Raw genomic sequence first — 17,457 nt, forward strand, 5'->3', positions numbered from 1 at the left:
TGTTCACTTATAGTTCCAGTGTGCCTGTCTCCTTCCGGAAACTGACTGCCGCTCCGTCTCCTACAGAGAGGATCGACGTCTCCAGCCGTTCATCGTGTTTTAATATATAAAGATAATCCCGCATTCTTTTATAAATCGTGCGGTTTCTGCGTTCCACTGCAAAATGGGATTCAATAAGATCTCCCTCCTGCAGGACATTATCCGAAACCAGCACTCCCCCCTGTTCCAGCAGGCGCATCACTTCCGGATAGAAATGAATATACTGTCCTTTGGCCGCATCCATAAAAATAAAATCAAAGGTGTCATTCATGCCTTTCAAGATCTCCAATGCATCTCCTTCCAGAAGAGTAATCCGATGCTCCATCCCGCCTGCCCTAAAATTCTCCTTTGCTATGGGAATTCTCTTCTCATATTTCTCTATGGTTACGATTCTGGTATCTTCCGGCGTATATTTTGCCATCAGAAGTGCCGAAAATCCTACAGCTGTTCCTACTTCCAGAATTCTTGCCGGTCTCTTTATCTGAAGCAGAACCTTCAGAAAGCTCTGCATTTCACGCCGTATGATCGGAACACGGTCTTTTCTGGCCTGTAATTCCAGTCTGTCCAGAAATTCGCCGCTCCCGGTATCCAGAGAATTGATATATGTCACCATTCTCTCATCTACTATCATGTACTATGTCTCCTTATTGCCTGATTCCTCTGTATGTCCACTCAAAATTGCTATCATGGTATTTCCACTCTGCGAAGTATTCAGCACATAATTCCCAGGCTGAATCTGTCCATGGTATCTGGAAAGCCGTTCCTGCACCATAAATACATATGCATTACGGATCAGTCCGAACCGCTCCAGCATCTGTGCCACTTCCTTTACACTTTTCCCCTCAGACACCACAACGGCAACATCTTTGCCAGGTGCTGCCGTCATGCCTTCTTCGCTGTATATTTGTCTGCCAAAATCAAACGCATACGTACCAAAGTAATACAATCCAAATGTAATGAGTACAATCAGCAGAACCTTCATCAGCAATAAGGACAGATGTTTTATTACTCGTCCCAATCTGTCATCTGCCTCCTCATGTTGAAATACTGTCTCTGCTGTATCTAATTGATCTCATCTGCGATCTCATCCAGATCCAGTTCCACAGATTCCACAACCTTACTGGCTATCTGCTGAAGCATACGGCAAATCGCCAGCTCACATCTCAAATATTCTTCTACCAGAGGATTCTTCAGGAATTCCTCATACTGCCCGTCAAACCTCTGTGTCCGCTCAAACAGAGACTCCACATCTCCGCTGTTCTGAAGCTGATAACATTCCTTACGGTACTGATTAATCTGACGCTTCAGATCCGGTTCCTGCGCAACCCTCTCTCTGACCGTCTTATATTCTCTGTATGCATCACTGTCATGGATCACACGGATCAGTGCCAGTGTATAAATTTCCACATTATCTTTCATTAAAATCCTTCCATCAAGCCCTATCCTGTGTTTGCCGGATAAACGCTGTCTACGTTTTTAGATCTCCATAATGATCGGAAGAATCATCGGGCTTCTCTTTGTTCTCTTCCAGATAAAGCTGTTCAGGTCATCTTTAATGGTATTCTTGATTTTGCCCCAGTCTGTGATATGCTTTGCGCCACAATACTCCAGTGCATCCAGTACTACCTGTCTTGCATCTTCCATCAAATCTTCTGATTCTCTGACATATACGAATCCTCTGGATACTATATCCGGTCCTGCCAGCAGTTGGTTACTGTATTTCTCCAATGAAAGTACCACAATCACAATACCATCTTCTGCCAGATGCTGTCTGTCGCGCAGTACAATATTGCCAACATCTCCTACGCCCAGTCCATCTACCAGAATACCACCGGTCTGTACCTTGTCTACAATCTTTGCGTCTTCCTGATCCAGTGCCAGTACATCTCCTGCACGCAAAATAAAAATATTCTCCTTCGGAATGCCAAGGCTTGCCGCCAGTCCCGCCTGAGCCTTCAGATGGCGCAGTTCTCCATGTACCGGAATTGCGTACTTCGGATGTACCAGAGAGTAGATCAGTTTAATCTCCTCCTGGCAGGCATGTCCGGATACATGGGCATCCTGGAAAATAACATCCGCTCCCTTGGCAGTCAGTTCATTAATGACCTTGGATACTGCTTTTTCATTACCCGGAATCGGGTTAGAACTGAAAATAACCGTATCACCAGGCTTGATCGTCACCTTACGGTGCATGTCAGCTGCCATTCTGGACAGGGCTGCCATAGACTCTCCCTGACTTCCTGTAGTAATCAGGACCATCTGCTCATCCGGATAGTTCTTCATCTGCTCAATCTCAATCAGTGTCTGATCCGGAACATTCAAATATCCCAGTTCGGAAGCCGTAGCAATGATATTCACCATGCTTCGGCCTTCTACAACTACTTTTCTTCCATACTTATATGCAGAGTTGATAATCTGCTGCACACGATCTACGTTAGATGCAAATGTTGCAATGATAATACGTGTATTCTTATGCTCTGCAAAAATATTATCAAAAGTCTTTCCAACGGTTCTCTCAGACATGGTAAATCCCGGTCTCTCTGCATTCGTGCTGTCACACATCAGTGCCAGTACACCCTTCTTACCAATCTCTCCGAATCTCTGCAGGTCAATAGCATCTCCGAATACCGGTGTATAATCTACCTTAAAGTCTCCGGTGTGCACCACAATACCCGCCGGTGAATAAATAGCAAGGGCAGATGCATCCTGAATACTATGGTTAGTCTTGATAAACTCTATACGAAACGCACCGAGATTAATGGACTGTCCGTGTTTTACTACTTTTCTCTTCGTAGTCTTCAGCAATCCGTGTTCCTTAAACTTATTCTCGATAATACCTATGGTCAGCTTCGTCGCATAAATCGGCGCATTGATCTCTTTCATAACATATGGAAGTGCCCCGATATGGTCTTCATGTCCATGAGTGATTACAAATCCTTTTACCTTATCTGCATGTTCCTTCAGATATGTGATATCTGGAATTACCAAGTCGATTCCCAACATATCATCTTCCGGGAAAGACAGCCCGCAATCCACTACTACAATACTGTCTTCGAATTCAAAGGCAGTAATATTCATACCAATCTGTTCCAGTCCTCCAAGAGGAATAATTTTCAATTTTGAATTATTAATATTTTTCAATCAAATCTCCTTTCTGTTTAGAACGTCAAATCTACGTCTTCCAGCATTTCGCCAAAGATCACAGATAAGGCCTCTAACTCATCATCGTCTTCTACGATCTCATACACCGCTTCCTGTTCTCCGTCCTGTGACAGATCTTTCAGAATCAATGCCTCACCGTCTCCATCTTCTGAATCTGTAACAAGAATGTAATCTGCCCCATTAATTCTTGTTTGTTCCAACACAAAAAAATCTACCGTCTCATTCGAATCCGGTAACTGAAATCCAATCTTTTCCATTCAATAATACTCCCAATTCTGCTGTATGGCAGTCCTGTTCTTGCTTAAACAGACTGCCCCTCGTCGTCTTTATGTTCCTGCATGTGGCAGTAATCCAAATATCCTTGTAAAATATATTCCGCAGCCAGCATATCTACATATTCCTTGCGGTGCTCTCTGCGGATCCCCGCTTCCATCATCGTCCGGTCTGCTGCTACAGTTGTCAGTCTCTCATCCCAGGTCACCACTTCCAGACCTGTTCTGCGCTCCAGCATCTCTTTGAATGCAAGTGTCTTCTCCACTCTGTCTCCCAGAGTATTGTTCATATGCTTCGGCAGGCCAAGTACAATCTTCTTCACGTCATATTCATCAATAATTGCTTCTATTCTGGCACAGGTCTGTCTGAGCTTGTTCTCCGATGTTCTTCTGATAATTTCCAGTCCCTGTGCCGTAATGCCCAATCCGTCACTGACAGCAACTCCTACTGTCTTAGATCCGAAGTCCAGTCCTATCATTCTATCCATATTCTGATCCATTATACCCTGTTCTTAATATATTCTTTTAATAATTCTTCCACCAGCTCGTCTCTCTCAACCTTCATAATCATACTGCGTGCATTCTTATGGCTGGTAATGTACGTAGGATCTCCGGACATAATATACCCCACAATCTGGTTCACCGGATTGTATCCTTTCTCTGCCATGGCATCATACACGGCATCCAGAATATCTTTTACGCTCACTTCTGTGTCCAGATTAAATTTAAAATACTGTGTATTATTCACTTTTTCCATTCTCCACGCCCCATTTTGCTTGTTTAGATTTATTCTACATCAGACTCCTGTAAAATACAATCACAAATTTTGTTGTGCAGATCCTCGCCAATATCCGGGACAGTTACTTTCAGATACTCTCTTGTATGTCCCTGATAGCACTCCACACCGTCTTTTTCGACTTTTTCTTCAAAAAGTACTTCTACCGGTCTGCCAATATAATATTCTTCAAAACGTCTCTTGTTTTTCTCATGCAGCTCCTGAAGAACATGGCTTCGCTGTGTCTTGATATCTTCCGGAATCTGACCTTCCATCCGGTCTGCTCTGGTGCCTTTTCTTCTGGAATATTTGAAAATGTGAGTCTCATAAAAGTTCACTTTTTCCAGAAACTTTTTCGTAATCTCAAATTCTTCGTCACTTTCCTGAGGGAATCCCACGATCACATCCGTGGTCAGCGCCGGATGATCAAAATACTTGCGCAGCAGTTCACATTTTTCATAATATTCTTCTGCTGTATAACGACGGTTCATCCGCTTTAATGTAGCATCACATCCACTTTGAAGAGACAGATGGAAATGCGGGCACATCTTTTCCAGGCTTCCGATTGTTCTGGCAAATTCCTCTGTGATTATTCTTGGTTCAAGGGATCCCAGACGGATGCGACGAATACCTCTTACTTCATGCACTGCCTGTATCAGGGTCAGCAGATTGCAGTCATCCTCTTTGTCCACACCATAAGAGCTTAAATGAATTCCTGTCAGAACCACTTCCTGATAACCGGCCGCTGCCAGTTTCTTTACTTCCTCCACCACATCTGTCATGTCACGGCTGCGCACTCTTCCTCTTGCATATGGGATGATGCAATAGGAGCAGAACTGGTTGCATCCGTCCTGTACCTTGATATATGCCCTGGTATGCTCCGCAGTTCTGTGAATGGAAAGAGCTTCATATTCATTTGTATGATTAATATCTATCAGTGCCCCATCCGCATGAGATTCTTCATAAGCACTGAGGATCTCTGCCAGATGCTGCTTCTGGTTGTTACCGATTACCACGTCAATTGCCTCATCCAGTTTCAGTTCTTCCCCCGCCGCCTGCACATAACACCCTGCTGCCACAACGATGGCATCCGGATTCATCTTCTTGGCTTTGTGAAGCATCTGCCTGGACTTACGGTCTGCAATATTCGTTACGGTACAGGTATTGATAATATAAATATCCGCTCCTGGCGCAAATGGCACAATCTCATATCCGTTTTCTTCCAGGATCTGCTGCATGGCCTCTGTCTCGTACGCATTTACCTTGCATCCAAGATTATGGAGCGCTACTTTTTTGTTTTTCATCTTGACTTTTTCCTTTCCGAAAGGTAATATCAAACTTGTATGGTAGTATATTTTTACATAAAATTCAAACAAACAGTAAGGAGACGTTTTTATGAAAACAGTACAGATTTCTTTAAATTCTATTGATAAAGTAAAATCCTTCGTGAATGACATTACCAAATTCGATTATGATTTTGATTTAGTATCTGGAAGATATGTGATCGATGCCAAGTCCATCATGGGAATCTTCAGCCTTGATCTCTCCAAACCAATTGAATTAAATATTCATGCCGAAGATGATGTAGATACTATTTTAGATGTTCTGAAACCATATGTGATCGAATAATCACTGAACAGATACGAATCCTGCTTTTCAGCAGGATTCTTTTTTATCTCATTTTTGTTACGCTTTTGCTTCTACCCAAATAGTCTCTGTGGTATCGATAGCTTCTTTTACCAATTCATCAATCTTTTCTTCCAGTTTTGTTTCGGATCTCTTAATGATGTTGATATTCGGCTTAGTAACCGGATGCTTTGCCACAAAAATCGTGCAGCAGTCCTCGTACGGCAGGATAGATGTCTCATAGGCATCAATCTTCAGAGATACATCTACGATCTCCTGCTTGTCAAACCCGATCAGCGGACGATATACCGGCATAGTACATACTTCATTGGTTGCTGCCAGACTCTGCATAGTCTGACTGGCTACCTGTCCAATACTCTCTCCGGTAATCAGTCCCAGAGAACCGGTCTCTTTTGCAAAATGTTCTGCAATCCTCATCATATAACGGCGCATAATAATCGTCAGTTCCTCGTGTGGGCATTTCTCATAGATATATAGCTGAATATCTGTAAAATTCACCACATGCAAATTGATTGGTCCGGAATACCTTGCTACGATGCTGGCCAGATCTACCACCTTCTGCTTTGCACGTTCACTGGTATATGGCGGTGCATGGAAGTAAACTGCATCAATCTTCACACCACGTTTGGCAATCATGTATCCTGCTACCGGGCTGTCAATTCCGCCGGATAACAGCAGCATAGCCTTACCATTAGTACCTACCGGCATTCCGCCTGCACCCGGAATGATACGGGAATAGATATAGATTTTTTCCCGTATCTCCACGTTCAGTACCATCTCCGGCTTGTGTACATCTACCTTCATCTCAGGAAATGCATCCAGAATCTTTTCACCCAGGTCTGCGTTTAATTCCATGGAATTCTTCGGATAATTCTTTCTCGCTCTTCTGGAATCTACCTTAAAGGTCTGTGTATGGCTGTCATATTCTTTTGCCAGATAATCGGTCACGGTCTCTGCCAGCTTCTCAAAGCCTTCGTCTTCTGTCACTACTACCGGACAGATGCCAACGATACCAAATACCCGTTTCAGTGCTTCTACAACTTCATCAAATTCATAATCTGACAATGTATCTACATAGATACGTCCCTGTTCCTTGCGAACCTCAAATTCTCCCTCCACATGCTTCAGTGCATGCCGGATCTGCTTTACCAGGGCATCTTCAAACAGGTATCTGTTCTTTCCCTTGATACCAATCTCTCCGTATTTAATCAAAAATGTTTTAAAAATCATAGTCTCCTCCCGACTAATGTCTTGTGTATTTTCTCAGCATCGGGACAATCCGGTGCAGTTCCTCGATACAATAGGCTACTTCTTCGGCTGTCGTCTGACTGCTGAAGCTGAAACGTACCGTAGACTCCAGCAGATTCTTCGGCACATGTGCTTCTTTGAGCACTGTACTCACCGGAAGCTTCTTATTGGATGAACAGGCTGAGCCAGATGAAATGTAGATCTGTCTGTCCTCCAATGCATGAAGCAACACCTCACTTCGTACATCTGCAAAGCTGACACTGACAATATGCGGTGCTCCTCCGCTTTCTGCAGCCTGTCCCTGAATAAATACATCCGGGATATCCTTCAGTCCATCTATCAGTTGTTGCTTTAATCCCTGCAAATGCGCTACCTTTTTATCCAGTTCCTGATAAGCTTCTTTGGCTGCCATCCCAAGACCTGCGATACCCGGAACATTATCTGTACCGGAGCGCATGCCTTTCTGCTGGCCTCCGCCCAGAATAATCGGGCGAATCTTAGCTTTTTCATTCACATACAGAAATCCGCTGCCCTTCGGTCCATGAATCTTGTGTCCGCTGACGGACAACAGATCAATTCCCAGCTTCTTTGGATGAATGCGGTACTTTCCATAAGCCTGAATGGCATCAACATGAAACAGAATATTGGAATTCTTTTCTTTTATGATCTTTGCTGCCTCTTCTATTGGTTCTTCAGTACCTAATTCATTATTTACATACATCATGGATACCAGGATTGTATCCTCACAGATTGCTTCTTCCAACGCCTTCAGATCGGCCACCCCACGGTTATCTACCGGAAGATAAGTGATCCGAAATCCCATCTCTTCCAGGAATCCCATAGGCTGCAGTACCGCTGCATGTTCCACTGCTGTGGTAATCAGGTGATTGCCTGCTCTTCGATTGGCCAATGCACTTCCGATCAACGCCCAGTTGTTGGACTCTGTTCCACCAGAGGTAAAAAAAATCTCTTTGTCCTGTACCTTTAACGTTTGCGCAATTTCCGTTCTGGCCGCTCTCACGTAATTCTCCGCATCCAGCCCTTTCTGATGCTTGGATGACGGATTACCGTAATCCTCTCTCATGATCTTCTCTACAATCTTGATTACGCTGTCCAGACATCTGGTGGTTGCCGAATTATCTAAATATGCTTCCATGTTACTCTTAACCTCTATTTATTAAAAAACAAAAGCAGTCTAATCAGACTGCTTTTTTGTCTGTCACCTTTCAAGATTATACACTAACATTGCCAGTGTGACAAGACCTGCTGTTTCAGTTCTCAGAATTCTTTTTCCCAGTGTGATTGACTGAACGCCAATCTCCCTGGCTTTTTCAATCTCACTACTTTCAAATCCGCCCTCCGGACCGATAAATACCGCCACTGACTGTCCCGGTTGGATACCACTCATAACCTCTCTGGTCTTCTCCATGCCTTCAGCCAGCTCATACGGAATCAGACGAACGTCCATCTTCCCAGCCATCTCCAGTGCTTCCTTGAAAGAAACCACTTGTGTTACTTCCGGAATGCGCAGTCTGCCGGACTGCTTAGCTGCACTTTCTGAAATGCTCATCCAACGCTTCCTTTTATTGGCTTCCTTCTTCGCATCCAGCTTTACCACAGTACGGTCTGTGGATACCGGAACAATGGTATGCACGCCCAGTTCCACTGCTTTCTGAATGATCAGTTCCATTTTGTCACTCTTTGGCAGTCCCTGAAACAGCACAATCTCATTGGCAAGCTCCTGATCGGATTCCCGAATCTCACAGATTCTGGTATCTACCGTATCGCTTCCAAGTGCAGTAATCTCACAATAATACTCTTTGTTATTTTGTCCGTTAATGACACAGATTTTATCACCCACAGACATGCGGAGTACATTTTTTATATGATTCACATCTCCGCTGGTAATGGTGATACTATTTGCTCCCATAGCCGGTTCTTCCACAAAAAATCGATGCATATTATCCTATCTTTCTGGCGGTTACGGATACCCATTCGCCCTGATGTGTCACTTCCAGCACTTCCAGTCCAGCAGCCTTTACTGCTGCTACCACGCTCTCTTCCTTATCATCAATGATACCGGAAGTGATATAAAGTCCTCCTTTTTTCATCTGATGTAAGATCACCGGTGTCAGAGGAATCAGCACATCTGCCAGAATATTTGCCACTACGATATCATACTTTTCGTATCCTACTTCATCCTGAATTGCCTTGTCATCAATGATGTTTCCCAGAATCATATCCATATCTGTAACCGGCACATCATTGGCTTCCAGATTCTCTTTTACTGCAGAGATGGCACATGGATCCAGATCAGTTCCCACTGCATGGGAAGCTCCCAGTTTCAGTGCTGCGATGGATAAGATTCCACTTCCGGTTCCCACATCCAGAATCTGCGTATCTTTGTTGACATACTTCTTCAGCTGTCTCATACACAGCTGCGTGGTCTCATGCATACCAGTACCAAAAGCAGTACCCGGGTCAATATGAATGATCATCTTGTCTTTATCTTCCGGCTTTACGTCTTCCCAGGAAGGGATAATCAGAATATCGTCTACATAAAACTGGTGGAAATACTGTTTCCAGTTATTGATCCAGTCCTTATCTTCTGTCTGGCTTTCGGTAATCGTACATTCGCCAATATCCATGAAGATACGCAGTTCTTCCAGTGCTTCTTTTACTCTGTCCAGAAGTGGCTGTGGATCCTGATCTTCTTCTACGTAGAAATTCAGGTAGGCAATTCCATCATCCGCTGGTCCATCCGGAAGAATGTCTACAAACATCTGCTTCTTATCTGATTCTGTCAAAGGCACTTTATCCTCAATCTCTACGCCTTCCACGCCCACATCAGCCAGAGTGGAGATCACAATATCTTCTACTTCTGACCTGGTTTTTAAGGTATATTTATTCCATTTCATTACAGGATCCTCACTATTTTCTGACTCTAATCTTCAAAAGTTTCTTTTAATTTATCCATAAAGCCTTTTTTCTTTGGCTTTTCTTCTTTTTTTCCTGCATCTGTATTCTGCTGGTTCAGACTGTTGCCGGTAGCTGCATCAAAAGCTTTCAGTGCTTCCTTGGCTTCATTATTCAGCTTGGTCGGTACCTGAACTACCAGTGTGACATAATGATCACCTCTGACAGACTTGTTTCTCAGAGAAGGTACACCCTTGCCCTTCAGACGGATACGTGTATCGGTCTGGGTTCCCGGCTTCACATTGTACATTACATCTCCGTCAATGGTACTGATCCGTACATCGCCGCCCAGTGTCGCCTGAGCAAATGACATCGGTGCGGTAGAATAAATATTCATATCCTGTCTCTGGAAAATCGGATGTCTCTGGACAACCACTTCTACCAGTAGATCTCCTCTCGGACCGCCATTGGTTCCTGGTTCACCCTTGCCTGCGATTCTGACACACTGACCATTGTCAATACCTGCCGGGATGGATACTTTGATCTTCTTTCTGCTGGATGTATAGCCGCTTCCACCGCAGGAAGTACATTTTTCTTTGATGATCTTTCCCGTTCCGCCACAGTCCGGACAGGTTGTTACATTCTGTACCATACCGAACAATGACTGCTGAGTCATCACTACCTGACCACGGCCGCCACACTTCGGGCAGGTCTCCGGGCTGGTTCCTGGCTTGGCACCGGTACCGTGACAGTTGGTACATTCATCCTTCAGAGAAAGCTCCAGTTCCTTCTCACAGCCAAATACAGCTTCTTCGAAGGTAATTCTCACAGAAGCACGTAAATTTGCGCCCTTCATCGGACCATTGTTGGCTCTTCTTCTGGATCCGCCACCAAAGAGATCTCCGAAAATATCTCCGAAGATATCTCCCATATCTGCTCCATTAAAATCAAATCCGCCGGCGCCACCGCCGCCCTGTTCAAAAGCAGCATGACCAAACTGGTCATACTGACGGCGCTTGTTGTCATCAGACAGCACAGAATACGCTTCTGCTGCCTCTTTGAACTTCTGCTCAGCTTCTTTATCTCCAGGATTCATATCTGGATGATACTTCTTGGCTAGCTGTCGATATGCTTTTTTTATGGTAGCTGCATCGGCATTCCGGTCAACGCCCAGCACTTCATAATAATCTCTTTTTGTTTCCGCCATTTTTCTCTCCTAGCGCCCAAAAGACGGGGGATATGCTCCTCCGTCCCCTGGGACTTTCTATTTAGTTCATAATGCAGTTGATAAAACCTGCAACGAAGTTTATTTTATACTTCTTTATAGTCTGCGTCAATGACATCATCATCATTATTCTGTGCTGTGCTGCCCTGGCTGTACTGAGCGCCGCCCATATCAGGGCCTGCTCCCTGAGGACCAGCCTGTGCACCCTGGCTCTGTTCATATACTTTTGCAAATACCTTCTGAGCACTTTCCATCAGTTTTTCTTTAGCAGCCTTAATCTCAGCTACCTGAGCATCTGTCATTTCTTCCGGATTGCTCTTTTCTACCAGTTCTTTCAGCGCTGCGATATCAGCCTGAACTGCTGTCTTATCATTGGCATCCAATTTGTCGCCAACTTCTTCCAGAGCTTTTTCTGTCTGGAATACCATAGCATCTGCATCATTTCTTGCATCGATAGCTTCTTTTCTCTTCTTGTCCTGTGCTTCGAATTCAGCAGCTTCTTTGACTGCTTTTTCGATATCACTGTCGGACATATTAGATCCGGAAGTAATGGTAATGTGCTGTTCTTTTCCTGTTCCCAGGTCTTTTGCAGATACATTTACGATACCATTGGCATCGATATCAAAGGTAACCTCGATCTGTGGCACACCTCTTCTTGCTGGTGGAATACCATCCAGTCTGAACTGTCCAAGGGACTTGTTGTCTTTCGCAAACTGTCTTTCACCCTGTACTACATGGATATCAACAGCTGTCTGGTTATCTGCTGCAGTAGAGAATACCTGACTCTTCTTGGTCGGAATCGTTGTATTTCTCTCGATCAATCTGGTAGCTACACCGCCCATAGTCTCGATAGACAGTGACAGTGGAGTAACATCCAGAAGAAGGATATCACCTGCACCTGTATCACCAGCCAGGTTACCACCCTGAATTGCTGCACCGATGGCAACACATTCATCCGGGTTCAGAGTCTTGCTTGGTTCTTTGCCTGTCAGAGCTTTTACCTTATCCTGTACGGCCGGAATACGTGTAGATCCACCAACCAGAAGTACTTTAGAAAGATCGGAAGCTGTGATACCTGCATCACGTAATGCATTCTGTACCGGGATAGCTGTTCTCTCTACCAAGTCATGAGTCAATTCATCAAATTTTGCTCTGGAGAGATTCATATCAAAGTGCTTTGGTCCCTCTGCTGTTGCAGTGATAAATGGCAGATTGATATTTGTGGTTGTAGCAGAAGAAAGTTCTTTCTTTGCTTTTTCAGCTGCTTCTTTTAATCTCTGAAGAGCCATCTTATCTACAGAAAGGTCTACGCCTTCTGCTTTCTTAAATTCTTCAATCATGTAGTTTGTGATCTTCTGGTCGAAGTCATCACCACCCAGTCTGTTATCACCGTTGGTTGCCAGAACTTCAATGACACCATCACCGATCTCGATGATAGATACATCAAATGTACCACCGCCAAGGTCATATACCATGATCTTCTGTTCTTTTTCGTTATCCAGTCCATAAGCCAGAGCTGCTGCTGTCGGCTCGTTGATGATACGTTTTACATCCAGACCTGCGATCTTGCCGGCATCCTTTGTTGCCTGACGTTGAGCATCGTTGAAGTATGCAGGTACTGTGATAACTGCTTCAGATACTTTCTCACCAAGATAGTTCTCAGCATCTGCTTTCAGCTTCTGAAGAATCATTGCAGAGATCTCCTGTGGTGTATAGTTCTTGCCGTCAATAGATACTTTGTAATCTGTTCCCATATGTCTCTTAATAGAAGAGATTGTCTTGTCTGCGTTAGTTACTGCCTGACGTTTTGCAGGTTCACCAACCAGTCTTTCACCTGTTTTTGAAAATGCTACAACAGACGGTGTTGTTCTTGCGCCTTCTGTATTTGTAACAACGGTAGGTTTTCCACCTTCCATAACTGCTACACAGCTGTTTGTTGTACCAAGGTCAATACCAATAATTTTACTCATAATTTTGTCCTCCTATATACATAACTGTTAATGAAATATACTAATTTGCCACTTTTACCATACTGTGTCTGACAACCTGGTCTTTGTAAAGATATCCCTTCTGGAACTCCTCTACCACCACGTTCTCTCCGGCTTCTTCATCTTCCACATGCATCACTGCATTATGGAAATCCGGATTAAACTCTGTGCCGACTGCTTCTATAGGCTTTACATTCAACTTATCCATAGTATCCATGAGCTGTCTGTAAATCTTCTCCATTCCGTCTATGAACGGATCGTCCTTTGCATCCTCCGGCACAGCTGCCAGACCGCGTTCAAAGTTATCAATCACCGGCAGGATCTGTTCGATTACACTTTTGGCTCCCATCTCAAACATTCCGGCTTTTTCTTTCTCGGAACGTTTGCGGAAGTTCTCGAACTCCGCCATCTGGCGTTTTACCCTGTCAGTCAGTTCTTCGACTAACTCTGCGTTTTTGTCTTTCTTTTCTTTTTTCCAGAACTTTTTGTCTTTTTTCTCACTCTGTGCTGTCTCTTCTTTTTCTTCTGTTACAGATTCAGCAGCTGCATCTTTGCCTTCCTGATCCGCCTCAGTGTTCTGGTCGGTCTCTGTATTGTTATCAGTAACCTCTTCTGCAGCTTCTTCCATGTTCTTTTCCATGTTTTCTTCTGCCACCTTTCATCGACCACCTTTCTGTTCTATCATTCTCTGACTCTACTGATCCTCAAACACATTGTCAAGCTGTGTCTTCAGGGTCTTCAGCGAATCAACAACTTTTTCATAATCCATTCGCTTCGGTCCGATAATTCCTATCGTTCCCTTAATGCCGCTTCCCAATTCGTAGGTTGCTGTGACTACACTGCAATCCTTCATATTCTGAATGGGAGCTTCATTACCTATATAAACCTGAATTCCTGTATCAGAAGTCTGTGCCATGCTTTCTGCCACCAGACTGGCCAGTTCCTTCTTTTCTTCAAAGGCATTGATTAACTCACTGGCTTTGGAACTGTCTGACAGTTCCGGATACTTGAAGATGTTCGTTGCACCGCTGGTGTAAATCTCCATCTCGTCGTCCATCTGAATGGTCTCTGCCACGGTATCCAGCACTTTGCTTACCACATCACTGTGAATGCCGGCCTGTTCCTTCAGCTTCGTGATCAGTCCAAGATTGATCTCTTCCATGGCCAGGCCATTGAGTGCTGTATTTAACAGGATATTCAGTTTTAATAGCATCTCATTGTTCAGCCCATGCTCAAAATTCAGAACTTTGTTCTTAACGATATTACCCTCCGCTACCACCACAGCAAGAAGCTGTGTCTCATTGATGATGGAGAGTTGTATAAATTTCAGCTTTGTTCTGTGATATTGGGGTGCTGAAATCATGGTAGCATAATTCGTATTGTTCGCCAGTACCTTTACTACCTGCTTCAGGACTGCTTCCATACGGTCCTGCTTCTGGATCATCATGTCCTGCATCTCTTTGACTTCTTTGTCCTTCTGCTCCATCAGGTAGTCTACATACATTCGATAGCCCTGATCCGATGGAATTCTTCCTGCCGATGTATGAGGCTGTACAATCAGTCCCATCTCTTCCAGATCCGCCATCTCATTTCGAATCGTTGCTGAACTCAAGTTTAAGTCTGCGTATTTTGAAATGGTTCTGGATCCTACCGGTTCCCCGGTCTCCAGATATGTTTTAATGATAGCATTAAAGATTTTCCACTTTCTATCATCCAGACGCATCCTCATTCCTCCTTTGGTTGTTAGCACTCATCACTCTTGAGTGCTAATTTCCATGACCTTAAGATATCACCTGCGTTTAGAAATGTCAATAGGCTTTTTACTTTTATTTGACTTTTTTTGGAAATATGCTAAACTTTGAATGCAGTATCAATACGAAAAATTAAATAAGAAAGGATTCCGTGATGAAAATTCGAAACTATCTCACACTTCTGTTTGCAGTTATCTCTATTTTTCTGCTGCTTGCTCTGGCAGGTTATCTAACCTTTGAAAACGCAGATGATACCAATCCGGTAAAACAGACAATTGCAAACCTGATTCCCGGCCTGTCCGTTTCCACAGAAAAAGAAACAGATCCTGCCACAGAGCAGTCAGGAACATCTGTAACCCAGTCTGAAACCGTTGCTGCGGTTCCGACACACTCTATTGTATTTGTAGGGGACTCCAGAACTGTCAGCATGGGAAATGCTGTACAGGATGACTGTACTTATATAGGTAAGGACGGAGAAGGATACCGCTGGTTTTCTTCTGACGGTGTTATCGAACTGAATACAATTCTGGAAAATGATCCTACCCGTACCGTTGTCTATAACCTGGGAGTCAATGACCCGGAAAATGCTTCTCTTTATGTGGAACTTTATGACAGTATTGCCCGCCAGTATTCCGATACTCCGTTTTATTACCTCTCTGTAAATCCTCTTTCCGATGATGCAGACTGTAATACTACGAATGAAATGATTCAGGAATTTAACCAGACATTAAAAAATGCCTTTCCGGAATACTATCTGGACTGTTACAGTTATCTGACAGACTTAGGATTTACCACCGTAGACGGTTTGCATTATGATGATACTACTTCTAACATGATTCATAATTATGTAGTAGATCAGATCAGCAAAGCTGCTTAAAAACATATGAATACCCCGGCAGTTTCATAACCGCCGGGGTATTTTATATAATGATATTCTGTTTTATTAAATCAGATAAATGTAACCTCGAATGCTTCTTCCGCCTGCCCAGTTGTAAATACTCTGATAACGGAATATAATATTGGACTTATCTGACTTCGGCATGGTGGCTCCAACTGTGTAACCAGACTCAGACACATATGGAACTCCATTCACAATATTCTCTACTACTGCAATATGTGCATCTCCTGATGAACCATAATTAAAGATCGCCAGTGCACCGATCTTCGGTGTTGTTCCATAACTGAATCCGCCTTTCCCTTTGGCAACCAGACTCGCATTAGTATTATAAATACCCACTGGGTCTCCACCGAAAATTGCTTTTACTTTAGAGACATTTCCACCGGCATTTGCTACCAGTTCCATTGCTCTTCCGCATGCATACCAAGTGCAGTTTCCAAGTACATACTGATTACCATAATATGCCTTTCCGGTCGGCGCCAGACCATTGTACTGATAGTAAATATTGTATGATTTATTGTAAAAATATCTATTAGATGAAGATGGTCTGCCAGTTCTTGCTTTAAAACCGGACGGCTGTGTTACAATACCATTGTAATCCAGGTAATTGGGACTATTGGTATTATTGGTATTACTTCCGGTGGAGCTGTTATTTGTATTCGTATTGGAAGATACCGTCTTTACAGTTATGGTTCTCTTGACCAGTGTCACACTGGTTCCCTTTACATCTGCTGCACTCAGATAATAAGTATAAGTGCCATTGCCAAGCCTGTCAAACAGCATTGCACTATCCAATGCTGAATTATTTACTTTGTAAGTTCTTTGATTCTTTAAACTTACTGTCTTGGTATACACCTTCTTCTTATTATTATCCAAGATGCTTGCCTTTACTGTCTTAAGATTATAGGTTGAGGTAATGGTTCCTCCAATGGAGTAAGCTCTTCCCTTATTCAGGATCACATTCTTGGACGGGATCGGTCTGGTGATTTTAATGGTTCCCTTTTTCGTGGTCGTAGTTCCTGCTACCGTGAACTTCTTATTTACCACTCTTCTCTTAACACCTTTAGCGTTATAAATACAAATTCGATAAGAATATCTACCTGCTGCAAGCTTATTAAACTCCAGATAAGGATCGGCTGCTCTCAGATTAAAAGCTTTCGTATATGGCCTTGCATCATATCTGTCTACGCATTTCTCAGCAGAATTATAAATTGTGCAGCTGATCTTGGTCATTGGCTCATTTGCCTTAACAATACCTTTTACGTTAAAAAAAGCACCCTTTTTAATTGTAGTCGGCAAGGTTACTCCCGTCTTGGCAGTTACTTTGAACGCCGCCTGAGCACCTGCCGGCATTGCCATAATCAGCAGTGCCATCAACAGCATCATTAGAATTCTCTTTTTCCTCTTCATACTTTCTCCCCTTCTATATTCTGGTACATGATGAAGCGTCATCTGCCAGATTGTTACCAATCTTTTGCAAATACTGGAAATAGTATACTATACTGTAGATTGCATTGCAATATCTTTCAATATTTT

At 43.5% G+C, this 17,457-nt stretch carries 19 protein-coding genes; 2 read left to right on the forward strand and 17 right to left on the reverse strand.

All coding sequences use genetic code 11. The annotated features are described in order from the left end of the window. Positions 1 to 7: 7 nt before the first annotated feature. Genes H8716_RS04920 through mtaB form a run of 8 tightly spaced genes read right to left on the reverse strand, consistent with a single transcriptional unit; the run spans position 8 to position 5,552 of the window. Positions 8 to 670, reverse strand: a complete 663-nt coding sequence (locus H8716_RS04920; RefSeq protein WP_249307406.1) for an O-methyltransferase — start codon at positions 668 to 670, stop codon at positions 8 to 10. A gap of 3 nt (positions 671 to 673) precedes the next feature. After that, positions 674 to 1,057, reverse strand: coding sequence for an endolytic transglycosylase MltG (locus H8716_RS04925; protein WP_249307407.1), 384 nt, complete (start codon positions 1,055 to 1,057; stop codon positions 674 to 676). Positions 1,058 to 1,101: 44 nt separating this feature from the next. Next, entirely contained in the window at positions 1,102 to 1,458 is a 357-nt protein-coding gene (locus tag H8716_RS04930; protein WP_249307408.1) for a YlbF family regulator, read from the reverse strand. Between the two features lie 57 nt (positions 1,459 to 1,515). Beyond that, positions 1,516 to 3,180, reverse strand: a complete 1,665-nt coding sequence (locus H8716_RS04935; protein WP_249307409.1) for a ribonuclease J — start codon at positions 3,178 to 3,180, stop codon at positions 1,516 to 1,518. 17 nt (positions 3,181 to 3,197) lie between these two features. Then, positions 3,198 to 3,458, reverse strand: a complete 261-nt coding sequence (locus H8716_RS04940; protein WP_249307410.1) for a DUF1292 domain-containing protein — start codon at positions 3,456 to 3,458, stop codon at positions 3,198 to 3,200. A gap of 44 nt (positions 3,459 to 3,502) precedes the next feature. Beyond that, positions 3,503 to 3,973 (reverse strand): Holliday junction resolvase RuvX, encoded by a 471-nt coding sequence (gene ruvX, locus H8716_RS04945; protein WP_249307411.1) that lies wholly within the window; start codon positions 3,971 to 3,973, stop codon positions 3,503 to 3,505. Beyond that, positions 3,973 to 4,230, reverse strand: coding sequence for an IreB family regulatory phosphoprotein (locus H8716_RS04950; protein WP_249307412.1), 258 nt, complete (start codon positions 4,228 to 4,230; stop codon positions 3,973 to 3,975). Before H8716_RS04950 ends, ruvX begins: the two co-directional genes overlap by 1 nt. 29 nt (positions 4,231 to 4,259) lie before the next feature. Next, positions 4,260 to 5,552: a tRNA (N(6)-L-threonylcarbamoyladenosine(37)-C(2))-methylthiotransferase MtaB gene (mtaB, locus tag H8716_RS04955; protein ID WP_249307414.1), complete on the reverse strand. Its 1,293-nt coding sequence runs from the start codon at positions 5,550 to 5,552 to the stop codon at positions 4,260 to 4,262. A gap of 91 nt (positions 5,553 to 5,643) precedes the next feature. On the opposite strand from mtaB, the gene H8716_RS04960 reads away from it, so the two are divergent. Further along, positions 5,644 to 5,877, forward strand: coding sequence for an HPr family phosphocarrier protein (locus tag H8716_RS04960; protein ID WP_117447395.1), 234 nt, complete (start codon positions 5,644 to 5,646; stop codon positions 5,875 to 5,877). Between the two features lie 57 nt (positions 5,878 to 5,934). Here the strand turns inward: H8716_RS04960 and thiI are convergent, their stop codons facing one another. The 8 genes from thiI to hrcA form a co-directional block, all read right to left on the reverse strand. Further along, positions 5,935 to 7,125, reverse strand: a complete 1,191-nt coding sequence (gene thiI / locus H8716_RS04965; RefSeq protein ID WP_249307415.1) for a tRNA uracil 4-sulfurtransferase ThiI — start codon at positions 7,123 to 7,125, stop codon at positions 5,935 to 5,937. A 13-nt stretch (positions 7,126 to 7,138) separates the two neighbouring features. After that, positions 7,139 to 8,299, reverse strand: coding sequence for a cysteine desulfurase family protein (locus tag H8716_RS04970; RefSeq protein ID WP_249307417.1), 1,161 nt, complete (start codon positions 8,297 to 8,299; stop codon positions 7,139 to 7,141). A gap of 63 nt (positions 8,300 to 8,362) precedes the next feature. Further along, positions 8,363 to 9,103 (reverse strand): 16S rRNA (uracil(1498)-N(3))-methyltransferase, encoded by a 741-nt coding sequence (locus H8716_RS04975; RefSeq protein WP_249307418.1) that lies wholly within the window; start codon positions 9,101 to 9,103, stop codon positions 8,363 to 8,365. A gap of 1 nt (position 9,104) precedes the next feature. After that, the gene (prmA, locus tag H8716_RS04980) at positions 9,105 to 10,061 is read right to left on the reverse strand and encodes a 50S ribosomal protein L11 methyltransferase (protein ID WP_249307419.1); all 957 of its coding nucleotides are present in this window, start codon (positions 10,059 to 10,061) and stop codon (positions 9,105 to 9,107) included. A 26-nt stretch (positions 10,062 to 10,087) separates the two neighbouring features. Continuing rightward, the gene (gene dnaJ, locus H8716_RS04985; protein ID WP_249307421.1) at positions 10,088 to 11,266 is read right to left on the reverse strand and encodes a molecular chaperone DnaJ; all 1,179 of its coding nucleotides are present in this window, start codon (positions 11,264 to 11,266) and stop codon (positions 10,088 to 10,090) included. A 104-nt stretch (positions 11,267 to 11,370) separates the two neighbouring features. After that, positions 11,371 to 13,254, reverse strand: coding sequence for a molecular chaperone DnaK (gene dnaK, locus H8716_RS04990; protein WP_249307424.1), 1,884 nt, complete (start codon positions 13,252 to 13,254; stop codon positions 11,371 to 11,373). A 40-nt stretch (positions 13,255 to 13,294) separates the two neighbouring features. After that, positions 13,295 to 13,912, reverse strand: a complete 618-nt coding sequence (gene grpE, locus H8716_RS04995) for a nucleotide exchange factor GrpE (RefSeq protein WP_283242986.1) — start codon at positions 13,910 to 13,912, stop codon at positions 13,295 to 13,297. Between the two features lie 54 nt (positions 13,913 to 13,966). After that, on the reverse strand, positions 13,967 to 15,001 hold the full coding sequence (gene hrcA, locus H8716_RS05000; protein ID WP_408610881.1) for a heat-inducible transcriptional repressor HrcA: 1,035 nt from the start codon (positions 14,999 to 15,001) through the stop codon (positions 13,967 to 13,969). 176 nt (positions 15,002 to 15,177) lie between these two features. Between hrcA and H8716_RS05005 the strand changes: the two genes are divergently transcribed. Next, complete coding sequence (locus tag H8716_RS05005) at positions 15,178 to 15,900, forward strand: SGNH/GDSL hydrolase family protein (protein WP_249307428.1); 723 nt, start codon at positions 15,178 to 15,180, stop codon at positions 15,898 to 15,900. Positions 15,901 to 15,966: 66 nt separating this feature from the next. Here H8716_RS05005 and H8716_RS05010 read toward each other — a convergent pair whose 3' ends face one another. Further along, positions 15,967 to 17,331, reverse strand: coding sequence for a CHAP domain-containing protein (locus H8716_RS05010; RefSeq protein WP_249307430.1), 1,365 nt, complete (start codon positions 17,329 to 17,331; stop codon positions 15,967 to 15,969). Positions 17,332 to 17,457: the final 126 nt, after the last annotated feature.

The organism is Jingyaoa shaoxingensis (assembly GCF_014385005.1).
GTDB classification, from domain to species: Bacteria; Bacillota; Clostridia; order Lachnospirales; family Lachnospiraceae; genus Marvinbryantia; species Marvinbryantia shaoxingensis.